This window comes from Curvibacter sp. GW821-FHT01G03, assembly GCF_059422285.1.
In genome coordinates, this window is record NZ_JBWKWP010000006.1 from 270,693 (window position 1) to 285,796 (window position 15,104).

The window sequence follows — 15,104 nt, forward strand, 5'->3', positions numbered from 1 at the left end:
CCGAATGACCGCACTGAGGCCTGCGAGGCTCAGGGGGCGCTGGGCGCGCGTCGGGGCAGGCGCCGGGTTTCGCCCAGGGCCATCACGCTGAAATCGGCCTCGCCCAGACCACGGGCCTGGCGTGCCAGGGCCAGGTCCCGCGGGGGCTGGTCCAGCGCCTCGTTGCTGAGCAAGAAGGTGCCCCAGTGAACGCCGACGCTGCGCTTGGCACCCAGGTCCAGGTGCACCTGGACCGCCTCGTCGGGGTTCACGTGCTGTTCCTTCATGAACCAGCGCGGCGCGTAGGCGCCGATGGCGATCAGGGCCAGGTCAAAGCCACCCCCCTGGCTGGGCCCCTGGCGTGCCGCCAGCCGCTCGCGGGTGGTCACGAAATCGGTGCTGTAGCCGGTGTCGCCGCTGAAGTACCAGTGAAAATCCGGCCCCATCACGGCCCAGCCGCCCCACAGCGAATGGTTGTGATCGTTCAGGCTGCGCGCCGACCAGTGCTGCACCGGGGTGAGCGCAAAGTCCACCCCGGCAACACGCCGCTCCTGCCACCAGTCCAGTTCTTCCACGCGGGCAATGCCTTGGTCCTGCATCCAGGCCTTCAGGCCCAGCGGCACCAGGAACAGGGGCGAGCCACCGGCCTGGGCCGCCAGCGCCTGTACGCTGGCGCGGTCCAGGTGGTCGTAGTGGTTGTGCGAAATCAGCACCACGTCGATGTGGGGCAGTTGGGCCAGTGTCAGACCCGGGGGCTGTTGGCGCTGCGGCCCGATCCACTGCACCATGAAGGCGCGCTGCGAGAACATCGGGTCGGTCAGCACGTTCAGGCCGCTGGCCTGCACCAGGGTGCTGGCGTGGCCGATCCAGGTGAGCGTGGGTTGCATCTGGTTGCCCGCACCCGCGTTGCTGTGCAAAAAGGCCAGGTCTGGCGCCTGCTGGGGCGTGGGCTGGCCCGCCGCCGTGGGCAGGCCGTCGCGCCATTTCTCCCATTGCCAGCGCAGCAGGTCGCCCAGGGGCTTTTCGACCTGCACGCCGCTGGGGTTGTGAAAGCCTTTGGCGTCGTGGTGCGGGCTGCTGACGTTGTCGCCGGGCGGCGGGCTGCTGCAGCCCGACAACAGCGCGGCCAGGACCAGGCTGAGGCAGGGGCAGGCGAGGCGCAGTCGGCGCCCGACGTGGGGGAACAGAGGCATGGGCCGCATTGTGGCGCCTCCCCCGGCCTGAAAAGGGAGGGGAGCATAATGGCCCTCTTCTTTCTGCCCCCAGCCCAGGTCATTCAAGCCGACCGGGCCCCGACGATGCCCGGCTACGACACCAAGCAAGAGAGCATCGCCGTTGCGGGCGTTGACGACCTCATCATCCGATCCCTGCTGGATCACCAGCAGTTCTCTGACCCCGACGGCGAAGCCGAAACCCTGGGCATCTCCTCGGCCACCTGGCCCTTGTTCGGCCTGCTGTGGCCCTCGGGCGCTGAACTGGCCGCCCGCATGGGCAGCCGCGTGCTGTGCCCCGGCGAGCGCATTCTGGAGATCGGCTGTGGCCTGGCCCTGGCCAGCCTGGTGGCCCACCGCCGCGGCTCTGATGTGACCGCCAGCGACTGCCACCCACTGACGGGCGGCTTTCTGCTCGAGAACCTGCGCCTCAACGCCCTGCTGCCCCTGAAATACCGCCATGGCCACTGGGGCGCTCCCGAGGCCGTGCCCGGCGCGCCTGCGCGAAAGCCGCGCGAGTCAGTCGAGGGCTTGTTCGATCTCATCGTGGGCAGCGACCTGCTGTACGAGCGCGACACCCACGCCGACCTGGCGCATTTCATCGGCGAGCATGCCAGCGCTTCGGCCCAGGTCTGGATCGTCGACCCCGACCGTGGCAACCGCCCGGCGTTCAACAAGCAGATGAGCGAACAAGGCTTCTCCAGAACTGAAGAACGCCTGGACCACCCCGCCCGCCTCAGCCAAGCCGCCTACAAAGGCCGCCTGCTCACCTACCAGCGCCACACCTGAACAGGTAAAGGGTCGAGCTCACGTCAACCCTAGAGGGTGCTTCCAGCCCTCTTCGTCATTCAGCAGGCCTGCAACGAAGTGAACAGCCCGCCGCCGGGCCGCCCCAAGGCGGGCTGGGCCCCCTCGGGGGGGCAGCGACCACACGAAGTGAGGGAGCGTGGGGGCTCACAGTCCAGCCCGCCGTCGGGCCGCCCCAAGGCGGGCTGGGCCCCCTCGGGGGGGGCAGGGCGTGACACGAAGTGAGCGAGCGCAGGGGCCTTCAGGCCCCTGTCTTCATCCAGCAGTCCTGCAACGAAGTGAACAGGCCGGCGCCGGGCCGCCCCAAGGCGGCCTGCGGCCCCCTCGGGGGGCAGGGAGCGACACGCAGTGCGCGACCGTGGGGGCCACATTCATTCAGCGCTGGCACCCGAGGTCTTGACCACGGCGCCCCACTTCACGATTTCACTGGCAATGAAACGGTCGAACTCGGCGCCGGTGCTCGGGCTGGGCTCCGAGCCCCGCTCGCGGATGAAGGCCGCCAGCTTCTCTGATTTCAGCAGCGCCACCACCTCGGTGTTCAGGCGCTGCAGCACCTCGGGCGGGGTGCCGCGTGGCGCCATCAAGCCCAGCCAGCCCACGGCCTCGAAGTTCTTCAGGGCCGGCAGGCCGCTTTCACGCACCGTGGGCACCTCGGGCAGTTGAGACGAGCGCGTGGCCGAGGTCACGGCCAGTGGCACGGCTTTGTGGGTCTGGATGTGGGGCAGTGCCGCCGTCACCGAGTCGACCATCAGCGGCACCTGGGCGCCCAGAAAGTCGGCCTGGGCCGGACCGCTGCCGCGGTAGGGGATGTGGGTGATGAACACGGCGGCCTGCGCCTTGAGCATCTCGCCCGACAGGTGCTGCGTGCCGCCGATGCCGGCGCTGGCATAGCTCAACTGGCCCGGGGCGGCCTTGGCCTGCTGCACCAGCTGGCGCAGGCTGGTGATGCCCGAGGCCGGCGTCGCCAGAAAGATCAGGGGCACCTTGGCGATGAGCGAGATGCCCACCAAGTCTTTGGTGGGGTCGAAGTTGACCTTCTTGTACAAGGTCTGGTTCACGGCCATGGCGCTGCCTGCCACCAGCAGGGTGTAGCCGTCAGGGGCAGATCGGGCCACGAACTCGCTGCCGATGTTGCTGCCGGCACCGGCCTTGTTCTCGACCACCACGCTCTGCCCCAGGCGCTGCGACAGGGGCTCTGCCAGCGCACGGGCAAAGAGGTCGGTGGCCTGGCCGGGGGGGAACGGCACCACCAGTTTGATCGGGCGCTCAGCGGGCCAGCCAGCGGCCAGAGCCTGGTGGCCACCCAGGCTCAGCATCAGGCCGCCCACCAGGGCCAGGCCCAGCAGTCGCCGGGGTGGGTGGCGGTGTTCAGTCGAGGGGAAGGCAGGCATGGGAACAGTCTCCAAAAGAGCCTGCCGGTTCGGATAGGACATGAAATGGCTTGGGATAGGCCGGCAGTGCTGCGCCCATTGTGCCGTCAAGGCAATGTCTACCGCCTTCTGTCGATCAGGCGGCGGTGGCCGCCTTGATCAATTCGGTGGCCTGGGCGGTACCGGCCGTGATGCCGCTCACCGGGCCCCAATCGGGGTCGAAGCGGCTGGCGATGAAGGCCCCCGAGGCCAGCGGGCTGGCCTGCTGCAACATCAGGCAGGCCTGGGCCGTCAAGGCCAGGCGCTGGGTGAAGCGCCGTGCCTGGGCCTCCAGGGCCTCGGGGGGCAGCATCAGGGCCGTGCGCAGCAGGTGCACCTGGCGCAGCAGCTCGGGCTCTTGCGAGGCGATGTCCTGCAGCAGGTCGAGCACGCCGTGGGCGTCATCGGGCGCGTGGGCAATGGCACGCAGCACGTCCAGGCACATCACGTTGCCCGAGCCCTCCCAGATCGAATTGACCGGGGCTTCGCGGAACAGGCGGCCGATGGCGCCGTCCTCCACATAGCCGTTGCCGCCGAACACTTCCATGGCTTCGCCGCAAAAGCCCACCGCCCGCTTGCAGTTCCAGAACTTGGCGGCCGGGGTCATCAGGCGCCGCCAGGCCACGTCCTGGGGGGCGTTGGAGCCGAAGTGGGCTGCCAGGTCCATGGCCAGCACGGTGGCGGCTTCGGCCTCCAAGGCCATGTCGGCCAGCAGCGTGGTCATGGCCGGCTGGTCGACCAGGTAGCGCCCGAATACGAAGCGGTTGCGGGTGTAGTGCAGGGCCTGTGCCAGGCCCTGGCGGAGGTAGCCGGCACTGGACAAGGCGCAGTCCAGCCGGGTGTAGTTGGCCATCTCGATGATGGTGCGGATGCCCCGCCCCTCGGCCCCTACCAGCACGCCCCAGGCCTCTTTGAACTCGACCTCGCTGCTGGAGTTGGAGCGGTTGCCGACCTTGGACTTGAGTCGCTGGATGTGGATCGGGTTCTTGCTGCCGTCGGGCCGCCAGCGGGGCACGAAAAAGCACGACGACCCGTGCTCATCGGTTTTGGCCAGCACCAGGTGGCCGTCGCACATCGGCGCCGAGAAGAACCACTTGTGGCCGGTCAGCAGGAACTCCTCTCCCCAGGGGCCGGCCCCGTGGGGCACCGCGCGGGTGGTGTTCGTGCGCACATCGCTGCCACCCTGCTTTTCGGTCATGCCCATGCCGACCGTGATCGAGGTCTTCTGGGCCAGCGGAATGTCGCGCGGGTCATGCTCCAGCGACATCAGCTTGGGCGCCAACTCGGCGTACAGCGGCGCGTTCAGCGCGATCACCGGGATGCAGGCCTTGGTCATGGTGGTGGGGCAGCCCGAGCCCGACTCGATCTGACTGTGCATGAACATCGAGGCGCCATAGGCCGTCCAGGCCGAGGCGCGGGCATCGGTGTAGGGCAGGTTGGCATTGCCGTTGCGCCGTGCGATGGCCATCACGGTGTGCCAGGCGGGGTGGAACTTCACGAAGTCGATGCGTTGGCCGGTGGCCGAGTGGGTGCGCAACTCGGGCGGGTACAGGTTGGCGTCTTCGGCGGCCCGCAACACGGGCTCGCTGCCGTATTCGGCGCCCTGGCGCAGCAGTTCGGGCTCGCGCCAGGCGGCGCCGCCGCGCTGCACCGAGCGTCGCAGCACCGGGTCGCTGGCGTACAGGTTGTAGTCCTTGAGTTCCGGGACCTGGTTGTCCGGGTGGTGGCCGATCATGGGTGTCTCCTGTGGGTTCGCCGGGCAGTCAGTGGGCGGTCAAAATGGCACGCCCAAGCTCCTCGAAAATTCTATGAAGCCCTGGCCCGAAGGGTGTCCGGATTTGCCTGCATGACCTCGCCCCGCCCCTCGACCCCCGCCAAGCCCCAGCGACGACGCCCGAGCCAGTCGCGTGCCCGCCTCACGGCCCAGGCCCTGCAACAGGCCTTTGTTCAGCTTTTGGTAGAGAGCGATTACCCGCGCATCAGCATCCGCGCGATCACCGGCCTGGCCGGTACCAGCCTGGGCAGCTTCTACGAGTACTTTGCCAGCAAGGAAGACCTGGCGCGGGTCTGCCTGCACCTTCGCTCCAAGGAGCTGTTGACGGCCCTGCAGCAGGCGGTGGAGGCCCGGCGCGGCCGCCCCCTGGCCGAGCTGGTGCAGGCCGTGCTGGCCTCTCAGTTGGCGGCCCACCGGGCCCACCCTGCCGAGTGGAGTGCCCATTACCTGCTGGAGCGCCACCTCTCAGGGGTGGAGGCCTACCGCAAGATGTACCAGCGCTTCATCGAGGGCTGGGTGCAGGTGATCGAGGCCGCAGGCGATCTGCCCGAGCCGGCGCGGGCCCAGGCGCCGCAAGCCGCCCGGGTCTGCCAGACCATCCTCTACGGCCTGGTCGCCCATGCCCACCTGGCCAGCCCGACCCCGCCCGACCTGGACGCGCTCGAACAACAGGCCACCCAGGCCCTGCTCGGCTACCTGACACAAGCCCTGCCCGGGGGGTGATCATCAAGGGCTTTGCCCCGGCCGCATGGTGGCGCCGAAGGCGGCTCAGGGGGGTCAAGCCGCGGAGAGATGCTTCCCGACAATGCCCGCCAGCTCGAACATCGTGATCTGCGGCTTGCCGAACACCGGCAGCAGCTTGGCATCGGCGTTGATGGCGCGCTTGTTGGCGGCATCCTGCAGGCCGTTGGCCTTCACGTAGTCCCACACCTTCTTGATGACTTCGGTGCGCGCCACGGCCTCGCTCCCGATCACGGCCGCCAGTGCAGCGCTGGGGGTGAGCCCGCTCCCCGGCGTGGCCTTGCGCGGGGTCTTGGTGGCAGCCTTCTTGGCGGCCGGGGCCTTGGCTGCGGCCTTCTTGGCCGGGGCGGCCTTGGCGGCTGCGCCGGCGGTCTTGCGCGGCGGGAACTTGCTTTCGCGCGGTTCGAACTCGAAGTTCACCTTGCTGGCCGCGGCGTCCCAGGCCAGGAAGGCCTTGAAGCTGCGGCGCGTGCGCATGCTGACGAACTTGTCGAGCAGGTCGGTCTTGCCGGTGCTCAGCAGCTTGTGCATCTGATCGCGCTCCACCGGCTGCTGCAGGATGATCTTGCCGCTCTTGAAGTCGCAGCTCGGGGTGGGCTGCTCGGCGGTGGGCACCGATTTGCTGCACACATAGTTGGCGCCATGCTCGACCACCGGGGCGCCGCATTTGGGGCAGGGGCCCAGGGATTCCTGGCCCGACAGATCCTGCAGTTCGCCGGTCTCTTCGCCGTCCTTGTCGTCGCCAAAGTCGAACTCGAGCTTCCAGTTCTTGTCGTCTTCGCTGAACTTGAGCGCCATCTCGGCCACAAAGGGCCAACCCGCCTTGGAGCGGAAGCCCTCCAGCGGGCCGATGTGCTTGTCACGCAGAAAGGCTTCGGCCTCGTCGGGCTCGAAGGTGCGGCCCGCCGGCGACTTGGTGAACGAGAAGCCGCAGCCGTCGCTGTGGCCGTCGGCACCTGTGCAGCTGTAGCGGCGGTAGTTTTCTTTCACCACGCCGCCGCAATTCGGGCAGGGCGCGCCCAGGGTGGCGTAATCGCCGGGCACGGTGTCGCGGTCGTATTCTTTGGCCTTCTTGACGATGTGCTCGGTCATGGCAGCGATCTGCTGCATGAACTCTTCGCGGCTGAGCAGGCCTTTTTCCATCTGCGAGAGCTTGTACTCCCACTCGCCGGTGAGTTCGGGGCGCGACAGCTCTTCGACACCCAGACCGCGCAGCAGTGTCATGAGCTGGAAGGCCTTGGCGGTGGGGATCAGCTCGCGGCCTTCGCGCAGCATGTATTTCTCGAGGATCAGGCCTTCGATGATGGCGGCCCGGGTGGCTGGGGTGCCCAGGCCCTTTTCCTGCATGGCTTCACGCAGTTCATCGTCTTCGACCATCTTGCCGGCGCCTTCCATGGCGCCCAGCAGCGTGGCTTCGGAGTAGCGCGCCGGTGGGCGGGTCTTCAGGCCCTTGGCCTCGGCACTTTCGGCCAGCGGCTTCTCGCCGGGGGCCACGGGCACCAGGTTCTGGCCCTTGTCGCCTTCCTTGGCATCGGCCACTTCGGCGGCGGCTTCTTTGCCGTAGATGGCCAGCCAGCCTGGCTTGACCAGCACCTTGCCTTCGGTCTTGAAGTGGTGCTCCAGCACCTGGCTCACGCGGGTGGTGACTTGGTATTCGGCACTCGGGAAGAACACTGCCATGAAGCGGCGCACCACCAGGTCGTACAGCTTCTGTTCGGCTTCGCTCAGGCCGCTGGGGGCTTGCAGCGTGGGGATGATGGCAAAGTGATCACTGACCTTGCTGTTGTCGAAGATGCGCTTGCTGGGCTTGATGTAGCCGTTGTTGAGCGCGGTCAGGGCGTGCGGGGCCAGGTGACGCATACCGCTGTCGGCCAGCATCTCGAAGGTCTGGCGGGCCACCGGCAGGTAGTCCTCGGGCAGGGCGCGCGAGTCGGTACGCGGGTAGGTCAGGGCCTTGTGGCGCTCATACAGGCTTTGCGCCAGGGCCAGCGTGGTCTTGGCGCTGAAGCCGAACTTGCCGTTGGCCTCGCGCTGCAGCGAGGTGAGGTCGAACAGCTGGGGCGAGGCCTGCGTGGTGGGCTTGCTTTCTTCGGTGACCGTGGCCGGCTTGCCGCGCACGGCATTGGCAATCGTCAGGGCTTCCTGGGCGCTCCAGACGCGATCGGCACGCTTTTCGGCGTCTTCAGGGTCTTTCTTCCAGGTGGGGTTGAACCACTTGCCCGGGTATTCGCCTGCGGCGGCACCGAAACTGGCGTGGATTTCCCAGTAGTCGCGGCTGATGAATTTCCGGATCTGTTCCTCGCGCTCGACCACCACGGCCAGCGTGGGGGTCTGGACTCGGCCCACGGTGGTCAGGAAGAAGCCGCCATCGCGCGAGTTGAAGGCCGTCATGGCCCGGGTGCCGTTGATGCCCACCAGCCAGTCGGCCTCGGAGCGGCTGCGGGCGGCGCTGGCCAGGCCGGCCATCTGGCTTTCGCTGCGCAGTTTGTCAAAGCCGTCTCGGATGGCCTGGGGCGTCATCGACTGCAGCCACAGGCGCTTGACCGGTTTGCCCAGCGGCTGGTATTGGCCGCCCTTCTGCCCGCCCGCGTATTGCTCGATCAGGCGGAAGATCAGCTCGCCCTCGCGGCCCGCGTCACAGGCGTTGATGAGGGCGCTGACGTCTTTGCGCTTGGCTTGCTTGACCACGGCGTTCAAGCGGCTCTTGGTCTTGTCGACCGGCTTCAGGTCGAAGAAGGGCGGAATCACCGGCAGGTTGGCGAAGCTCCACTTGCCGCGCTTGACGTCGAATTGCTCGGGAGCCTGGATTTCGACCAGGTGGCCCACGGCGCTGGTCACCACGAAATTGTCGTTTTCGAAGTGATCGTCGAACTTCTCGAACTTGCCTGTGCTGGGGGTGAGCGCCCGCACGATGTCTTGTGCCACCGACGGTTTTTCAGCAATCACCAGAGTCTTTGTCATTTCAGCGTCTTCCCTTTTCAAGGTCCGGCCCGAAGCTGGTCTGCCAGCCTCCTACAATCCGGGTTTCGCGCGCATGCACGCACACACGCACCTGTGTGTGCGCACGCGCAGGTGCTCTTTCCAAGTTAACAGAGTTTTTGGTCATGTCCGCAAAAGCCCCCTCGATTTCCGGCCGCCGCCTCCAGACCCGCCGCTCGGGGGTTCATGGCCGAGGCGTGTTTGCCCTGCAAGACATCGCTGAGGGGGAGACCCTGATCGAGTACGTGGGTGAGGTGATCACCTGGGATGAGGCGCAAGACCGCCACCCGCACGATCCGAGCGACCCGAACCACACCTTTTATTTTCACGTCGATGCCGACCGCGTGATCGATGCGCTGCACGGGGGCAACTCTTCGCGCTGGATCAACCACAGCTGCGATCCCAACTGCATCGCCGATGAGGAAGACGGCCGCATCTTCATCCGTGCCCTGCGCAACATCCGCGCTGGCGAAGAGTTGAACTACGACTACGGCCTGATCATCGACGAGCGTTACACGCCCAAGCTCAAGGCCGAGTACCCCTGCTGGTGCGGCGCTGCGCAGTGCCGTGGCACCTTGTTGGCGCCCAAGCGCCGCCCGGCCACGCCCAAGACGCCCAGCCAGCTCAAGACAGCCAAGACAGCCAAGACAGCCAAGACAGCCAAGACAGCCAAGGCGCCGTCCAAGGCGGGTCGGCGGGCTGCCTGAGGGGCGCGGCATGACCATGAACCCTGTCGTGCGTTGGCCTGCCGAGGCCATCTGGGAGGCGGTGGAACCCGTGCTGCCCGGCTTCTCGGTGGAGGTGCTGCCCGAGATCGACTCCACCAACACCGAACTCATGCGCCGGGCCCGGGCGGGCCGCCATGAGCCGGTGCTGCTGGTCGCCGAGCGCCAGACGGCCGGCCGTGGCCGCATGGGCCGGGTCTGGCAGGGCGGTGGTGCGCCTGAGGCGGGCGAGCCGCCCTCGCTGATGTTTTCGCTGGGTCTGCCTTTGGCGCCTGCTGACTGGTCGGGTCTGTCGCTGGCGGTGGGGCTGAGCTTGGCCGAGTCGCTCGACCCCGATGCACGGGCCGGCCTGGGGCTCAAATGGCCCAATGACCTGTGGCGGCACGATTGCAAGCTGGGCGGCATTCTGATCGAGACCGCCGGCGGCGGCGCTGCCCCGCCTGGTCAGCCCCCCGCGCCGCGGTATGTGGTGATCGGCGTCGGCCTCAACATCTTGCCGCGCGCCGTCGAGGGCACGTCGACCCCGCTGGCCACACTGCGTGACTGGCAGGCCCAGGCCAGCGCGCCGCAGACGCTGCTGCAAGTCATTCCCCCACTGGTGGCCAGGGTGCTGGGTTTTGCCGACAGCGGTTTTGCCCCCTTGCTGCCCCGTTTCCTGACCCGTGATGTGCTGCTCGGCCGGCCTGTGCGCACCAGCGACGGTCTGGAGGGGGTGGCCGCTGGCGTGGATGCCGGGGGGGCGCTGCTCGTGCATACTGCACAGGGCACCCAGGCCATCCACAGTTCCGAGGTGAGTGTGCGGCCGGTGCCTGCGTCGCCACCGGCCTGCTGAGGCCCTGGTTTCAACCCACTGCCCTTGTCTCACACCTGCCCATGCTTCGTCTGCTCGTCGTCTTGCTGCTGCTGGTCAATGGTGCGTATTTTCTGTGGACGCAGGGTCACCTGGCTGCGCTGGGGCTGGCCCCGGTGAACCCGTCCGAGCCACAGCACGTGGCCCAGCAGATCAAGCCTGAGGCGCTGACCCTGATGACGGCCGACGAAAGCAAGCGCCTGGCCGCCGAGGCCGCGGCCGCCAGCATCACCGAATGCCTGACCGCCGGTCCCCTGGACGACAAGCTGGCGGCTGTGGTGCGCGAGGCCGCCACGCAGTCGCTTGCAACGGGGCAATGGAGTCTGGACACCATCACCGTGCCAGGGCGCTGGATCATCTACATGGGCCGCTACGGCGACCCCGACATGCTGAGCCGCAAGAAGGCCGAACTGCGGGCCCGCCGCATCAGCTTCGAACCTTTGACCAATCCGGCCCTGGAGCCCGGTCTGTCACTGGGCAGCTTTGCTTCTCAGGGCGCCGCCAATGAAGAGTTGGCCGCCCTGTCGCAACGCGGCGTGCGCACGGCCAAGGTGGTGCAGGAGCGACCTGACAGCAAGGCCTATGCCCTCAAGCTGCCGGCCGTGGGTGAGGCGCTGCGCGGCAAGCTGGAGCCGCTGCGCGACAGCCTGGGCGGCAAAAGCCTGCGGCCGTGCTGACCACCGGGCCATTCAGGCTCAGGTGGGCAGGCCTTCAGGGCAGTTCGATACAAACCGCACCGTGAAGCTGGCCCCAGGCGGTTGTTCGCCTGGCCGCGCGTCGTTGAGCGTGATGCTGGCCTCGTGCTGGCGCGCGATCTCCAGCACGATGGGCAAGCCCAGGCCCGAGCCGTCGGCATCGGTGCCCAGGGCGCGGTAGAAGGGCTGGAACACCAGCTCGCGTTCGGCCTCTGGAATGCCGGGGCCTGAGTCTTCCACCTGCAGCAGCAGGGCTCGGCTGAAGGGGTCGGCCAGCACGCGAGCCGTCACCACGCCGGGGCGGGTGTCGGTGCTGGGGGTGTAGTTGATGGCGTTGTCCACCAGGTTGCGCACCAGCTCCTTGAGCAAGGTGGGGTTGCCCATCAGTTGCACGCCGGCCGCACCAGGGCTGGCACCGTCGTAGCCCAGGTCGATGCGCTTTTCCATGGCGCGCGGCACCGAGTCGCGCACCACCTCCATGGTCAGCCGGGCCAGGTCGCAGGGCTGTCGCGTCAGGGCGGCACCACTGTTCTCGGCCCGGGCCAGTGACAGCAGCTGATTGACGGTGTGGGTGGCGCGGATGCTGGAGCGCCCGATTTGCTTGAGTGACTGCTTGAGCTCTTCGGTGCTGGTGCCTTCGCGCTGGGCCAGGTCGGCCTGCATGCGCAGGCCCGCCAGCGGGGTTTTGAGCTGGTGGGCGGCATCCGCCAGAAAGCGCTTTTGCGTGGCGATCGAGTCGTTCAGGCGTGTCAGCAGGTCGTTCACCGAAGACACCAGGGGGGCCACTTCGACTGGGACGGCCTTGTCATCGAGCGGGCTGAGGTCGTCGGGGTCGCGGGCGCGGATGCGCTCCTCAAGTTGCGACAAGGGCTTGATGCCGCGCGCCAGGGCCAGCCATACCAGCAGCACGGCCAGCGGCAGGATGACGAACTGCGGCAGCATCACGCCTTTGATGATCTCGGTGGCCAGCACGGAGCGCTTCTCGCGGGTCTCGGCCACTTGCACCAGGGCGGGTTCGGCGTTCTCGATCGGCAGCCGCACCCAGATGTAGGCCACGCGCACTTCCAGGCCCTTGAGTTCGTCGTCGCGCAAGCGCACCACGCCGATGACCTGCTTGTCTTCTTCGGCGGGCAGTGGCAGCGCGGCTTCGCCGGACAGGAACTCGCCGCGCGTGCCCATGACCTGGTAATACACCATGTCAGAGTCGTCGGCGCGCAGCAGCTCGCTGGCGGGCAGGGGCAGGTTGAAGCTGGCGCGGTTGTTGTGCACCGTGATCAGCTGAGCCAGCGTCTGCACGTTGTAGTCCAGCGCCCGGTCGAAGGGCTTGTTGGCAATGCCCTGGGCCACCAGCCAGGTCAGGGCCAGGCTGACCGGCCACAGCAGCAGCAGGGGCGTGAGCATCCAGTCGAGGATCTCGCCAAACAGCGAACGCTGCTCACGCTGGAAGATTTTCAAGGGGTGGGCCTAGCCGGGGATTTTTTCGAGACAGTAGCCCAGGCCGCGCACCGTGGCGATGCGGATCGGGCCGCGTTCGATCTTCTTGCGCAGGCGGTGGATGTAGACCTCGATGGCGTTGTTGCTCACCTCTTCGCCCCATTCGCACAGGCGCTCCACCAACTGGTCTTTGCTGACCAGCCGGCCGGCGCGTTGCAGCAGCACCTCGAGCAGGCCCAGCTCGCGGGCCGACAGTTCAACCATCTTGCCGTCGATGGTGGCCACACGTCCGGCCTGGTCGTAGATCAGCGGGCCGTGTTTGATGGTGCTGCTGGCGCCGCCCATGCCGCGGCGTGTGAGGGCCCGCACTCGGGCCTCCAGCTCTTGCAGCGAAAAGGGCTTGGCCATGTAGTCGTCGGCGCCGTAGTCCAGGCCCTTGACGCGTTCTTCAACGCTGTCGGCCGCGGTCAGGATCAGGACCGGCAAGGCCGAGCCTCGGCTGCGCAGGCGCTTGAGCACCTCCAGCCCGTGCATGCGGGGCAGGCCCAGGTCGAGGATCAGCAGATCGAACTCGTTGTTGGTCATCAGCGCCGCATCGGCTTCGGCGCCGCTGGCCACGTGGTCCACCGCGGCACCCGAGGCGCGCAGGGTGCGCAACAGGCCATCGGCCAGCACCTGGTCGTCTTCGGCAATCAGAATTCTCATGGGGTCTCCTGGGGTGCGGGCGGCGTTCGGCTCGGCATGGCCGTTCACCCCAAATTCTAGGCCGTATGAGCCGTCGGATTGTCTTCAGACAAACCCACCTCAGCTGCCTGCGTAGGCCTCCAGCCCCAGCGCCACCACGGTGGCCACCTCGTCCCCCACGGCGGCGCGGAATTCGGCCTCGGCCTGGGTCACGGCCCGCCGGAAGGCCTGCAGCCAGGCCAGCCCGGTGTCGGTGAAGCAGATCCGCCGGGCCCGCGCGTCCTGCGGGTCGAGCTCGCGCCGCACCAGGCCCCAGGCTTCGCACTGGGTCACCAGATCGCCCATGGCCTGCTTGCTCATGCCGGCGCTGGCGGCCAACTCGGTCAGCCGTGAGCCGTCCAGGCCCAGGTGGCGCGTGATGTGGATGTGGGCCGCACTCACCTGGCCGCGTGCGGCCAGGTTGGACAGGGCCAGGGGCACGTCCAGATCATGCGCCATCAGGGTCAGCACGCGCTCGTCGAAGCGACGCAGCGCGTGGCCCATCAGCCGGCCCAGGTGGGTCAGGCGCCAGGCGTCGGCAGCGGGTGGAGGGGCGAGCATGGGGTGATTTTAATAGTCAGGCAAACTGACTAAAAAACATGAAAATTTTCAGAAGACCTTGTTTAAACTGCTGTTCAAGCATCCAGCCTGTGATCAATCACAGTGACTGATCCACCCGACCCTTTCACCCTCTTCAGGAGCTCTCCATGGACGCACCCGTCAAAGGCAACGCCGCCAATTCCGAAAAAGCCAAGGCCTTGCAGGCCGCGCTCGCGCAGATCGAAAAGCAGTTCGGCAAAGGCACGATCATGCGCCTGGGCGAGGGCGAGGCGATCGAGGACATCCAGGTGATCTCCACCGGCTCGCTGGGCCTGGACGTGGCCCTGGGCGTGGGTGGCCTGCCGCGCGGCCGGGTGGTGGAGATCTACGGCCCGGAATCCTCGGGCAAGACCACGCTGACCCTGCAGGTGGTGGCCGAGATGCAGAAGCAAGGCGGCACGTGTGCCTTTGTCGACGCCGAGCACGCGCTCGACATCCAGTACGCCCAGAAGCTGGGCGTGAACCTGCAGGAACTGCTGATCAGCCAGCCCGACACCGGCGAGCAAGCCCTGGAGATCGTGGACAGCCTGGTGCGCTCGGGGGCGGTGGACCTGATCGTGGTCGACTCGGTGGCCGCGCTCACGCCCAAGGCCGAAATCGAAGGTGAAATGGGCGACTCTCTGCCCGGCCTGCAGGCCCGCCTGATGAGCCAGGCGTTGCGCAAGCTGACCTCGACCATCAAGAAGACCAACTGCATGGTCATTTTCATCAACCAGATCCGCATGAAGATCGGCGTGATGTTCGGTTCGCCCGAAACCACCACCGGCGGCAATGCGCTGAAGTTCTACGCCTCGGTGCGCCTGGACATCCGCCGCACCGGCACCATCAAGAAGGGCGAAGAGGCGATCGGCAACGAGACCAAGGTGAAGGTCGTGAAGAACAAGGTCTCGCCTCCGTTCAAGACGGCCGAGTTCGACATTCTGTTCGGCGAGGGCATCAGCCGCCATGGTGAAATCATCGACATGGGTGTCACCGCCAAGATCATCGAAAAATCGGGCGCCTGGTATGCCTACAACGGCGAAAAGATCGGCCAGGGCCGTGACAACGCCCGTGAGTTCCTGCGCGAGAACCCCGACCTGGCCCGCGAGATCGAGAACAAGGTGCGTGAAAGCCTGGGCATCGCCCTGTTGCCCCCGGTGCTGAGCAGCCCGGCTGCGGCTGCCGACGCCGCGTGACA

Annotated in this window: 13 protein-coding genes; 6 read left to right on the top strand and 7 right to left on the bottom strand. The window is 67.2% G+C overall.

Annotation, left to right across the window (positions count from 1 at the left end; genetic code table 11):
* Positions 1–29 precede the first annotated feature (29 nt).
* Positions 30–1,172 carry an MBL fold metallo-hydrolase gene (locus tag AC07VS_RS10600; RefSeq protein ID WP_494750927.1) on the bottom strand — a complete coding sequence of 381 codons (1,143 nt, stop codon included), beginning with the start codon at positions 1,170–1,172 and terminating at the stop codon, positions 30–32.
* 105 nt (positions 1,173–1,277) lie between these two features.
* On the opposite strand from AC07VS_RS10600, the gene AC07VS_RS10605 reads away from it, so the two are divergent.
* Positions 1,278–1,979, top strand: a complete 702-nt coding sequence (locus AC07VS_RS10605; protein ID WP_492348638.1) for a class I SAM-dependent methyltransferase — start codon at positions 1,278–1,280, stop codon at positions 1,977–1,979.
* Between the two features lie 389 nt (positions 1,980–2,368).
* On the opposite strand, the gene AC07VS_RS10610 is transcribed toward AC07VS_RS10605, so the two are convergent.
* Positions 2,369–3,313 carry a tripartite tricarboxylate transporter substrate binding protein gene (locus AC07VS_RS10610; RefSeq protein WP_494750961.1) on the bottom strand — a complete coding sequence of 315 codons (945 nt, stop codon included), beginning with the start codon at positions 3,311–3,313 and terminating at the stop codon, positions 2,369–2,371.
* Between the two features lie 190 nt (positions 3,314–3,503).
* A complete protein-coding gene (locus tag AC07VS_RS10615) occupies positions 3,504–5,141 on the bottom strand; it encodes an acyl-CoA dehydrogenase family protein (protein WP_492348498.1) in 1,638 nt (545 codons plus the stop codon).
* A 111-nt stretch (positions 5,142–5,252) separates the two neighbouring features.
* On the opposite strand from AC07VS_RS10615, the gene AC07VS_RS10620 reads away from it, so the two are divergent.
* Positions 5,253–5,903, top strand: a complete 651-nt coding sequence (locus tag AC07VS_RS10620) for a TetR/AcrR family transcriptional regulator (RefSeq protein WP_494750928.1) — start codon at positions 5,253–5,255, stop codon at positions 5,901–5,903.
* Between the two features lie 54 nt (positions 5,904–5,957).
* Here the strand turns inward: AC07VS_RS10620 and AC07VS_RS10625 are convergent, their stop codons facing one another.
* Entirely contained in the window at positions 5,958–8,882 is a 2,925-nt protein-coding gene (locus AC07VS_RS10625) for a DNA topoisomerase III (protein WP_494750929.1), read from the bottom strand.
* 143 nt (positions 8,883–9,025) lie between these two features.
* Here AC07VS_RS10625 and AC07VS_RS10630 point away from each other — a divergent pair, with 143 nt between their 5' ends.
* Genes AC07VS_RS10630 through AC07VS_RS10640 form a run of 3 tightly spaced genes read left to right on the top strand, consistent with a single transcriptional unit; the run spans position 9,026 to position 11,152 of the window.
* Positions 9,026–9,607, top strand: coding sequence for an SET domain-containing protein (locus tag AC07VS_RS10630; protein WP_494750930.1), 582 nt, complete (start codon positions 9,026–9,028; stop codon positions 9,605–9,607).
* Between the two features lie 10 nt (positions 9,608–9,617).
* Positions 9,618–10,457: a biotin--[acetyl-CoA-carboxylase] ligase gene (locus tag AC07VS_RS10635; protein WP_492348492.1), complete on the top strand. Its 840-nt coding sequence runs from the start codon at positions 9,618–9,620 to the stop codon at positions 10,455–10,457.
* 41 nt (positions 10,458–10,498) lie between these two features.
* A complete protein-coding gene (locus AC07VS_RS10640) occupies positions 10,499–11,152 on the top strand; it encodes an SPOR domain-containing protein (RefSeq protein ID WP_494750931.1) in 654 nt (217 codons plus the stop codon).
* 18 nt (positions 11,153–11,170) lie between these two features.
* On the opposite strand, the gene AC07VS_RS10645 is transcribed toward AC07VS_RS10640, so the two are convergent.
* The 3 genes from AC07VS_RS10645 to AC07VS_RS10655 all read right to left on the bottom strand — a co-directional run bounded on the left by AC07VS_RS10645 (position 11,171) and on the right by AC07VS_RS10655 (position 13,888).
* Complete coding sequence (locus tag AC07VS_RS10645) at positions 11,171–12,625, bottom strand: sensor histidine kinase (RefSeq protein WP_492348490.1); 1,455 nt, start codon at positions 12,623–12,625, stop codon at positions 11,171–11,173.
* 9 nt (positions 12,626–12,634) lie between these two features.
* Positions 12,635–13,309, bottom strand: a complete 675-nt coding sequence (locus tag AC07VS_RS10650; protein WP_494750932.1) for a response regulator — start codon at positions 13,307–13,309, stop codon at positions 12,635–12,637.
* Positions 13,310–13,408: 99 nt separating this feature from the next.
* Complete coding sequence (locus AC07VS_RS10655) at positions 13,409–13,888, bottom strand: MarR family winged helix-turn-helix transcriptional regulator (RefSeq protein WP_494750933.1); 480 nt, start codon at positions 13,886–13,888, stop codon at positions 13,409–13,411.
* A gap of 146 nt (positions 13,889–14,034) precedes the next feature.
* Here AC07VS_RS10655 and recA point away from each other — a divergent pair, with 146 nt between their 5' ends.
* Complete coding sequence (recA, locus tag AC07VS_RS10660) at positions 14,035–15,102, top strand: recombinase RecA (protein ID WP_492348488.1); 1,068 nt, start codon at positions 14,035–14,037, stop codon at positions 15,100–15,102.
* Positions 15,103–15,104 lie beyond the last annotated feature (2 nt).

Bases quoted from the DNA above. Each gene is read 5' to 3' on its own strand.
- AC07VS_RS10635 (WP_492348492.1), top strand. From the start codon at position 9,618: ATGACCATGAACCCTGTCGTGCGTTGGCCTGCCGAGGCCATCTGGGAG.
- recA (WP_492348488.1), top strand. From the start codon at position 14,035: ATGGACGCACCCGTCAAAGGCAACGCCGCCAATTCCGAAAAAGCCAAG.
- AC07VS_RS10640 (WP_494750931.1), top strand. From the start codon at position 10,499: ATGCTTCGTCTGCTCGTCGTCTTGCTGCTGCTGGTCAATGGTGCGTAT.
- AC07VS_RS10630 (WP_494750930.1), top strand. From the start codon at position 9,026: ATGTCCGCAAAAGCCCCCTCGATTTCCGGCCGCCGCCTCCAGACCCGC.
- AC07VS_RS10655 (WP_494750933.1), bottom strand. From the start codon at position 13,888: ATGCTCGCCCCTCCACCCGCTGCCGACGCCTGGCGCCTGACCCACCTG.
- AC07VS_RS10615 (WP_492348498.1), bottom strand. From the start codon at position 5,141: ATGATCGGCCACCACCCGGACAACCAGGTCCCGGAACTCAAGGACTAC.
- AC07VS_RS10650 (WP_494750932.1), bottom strand. From the start codon at position 13,309: ATGAGAATTCTGATTGCCGAAGACGACCAGGTGCTGGCCGATGGCCTG.
- AC07VS_RS10605 (WP_492348638.1), top strand. From the start codon at position 1,278: ATGCCCGGCTACGACACCAAGCAAGAGAGCATCGCCGTTGCGGGCGTT.
- AC07VS_RS10610 (WP_494750961.1), bottom strand. From the start codon at position 3,313: ATGCTGAGCCTGGGTGGCCACCAGGCTCTGGCCGCTGGCTGGCCCGCT.
- AC07VS_RS10600 (WP_494750927.1), bottom strand. From the start codon at position 1,172: ATGCCTCTGTTCCCCCACGTCGGGCGCCGACTGCGCCTCGCCTGCCCC.
- AC07VS_RS10620 (WP_494750928.1), top strand. From the start codon at position 5,253: ATGACCTCGCCCCGCCCCTCGACCCCCGCCAAGCCCCAGCGACGACGC.
- AC07VS_RS10625 (WP_494750929.1), bottom strand. From the start codon at position 8,882: ATGACAAAGACTCTGGTGATTGCTGAAAAACCGTCGGTGGCACAAGAC.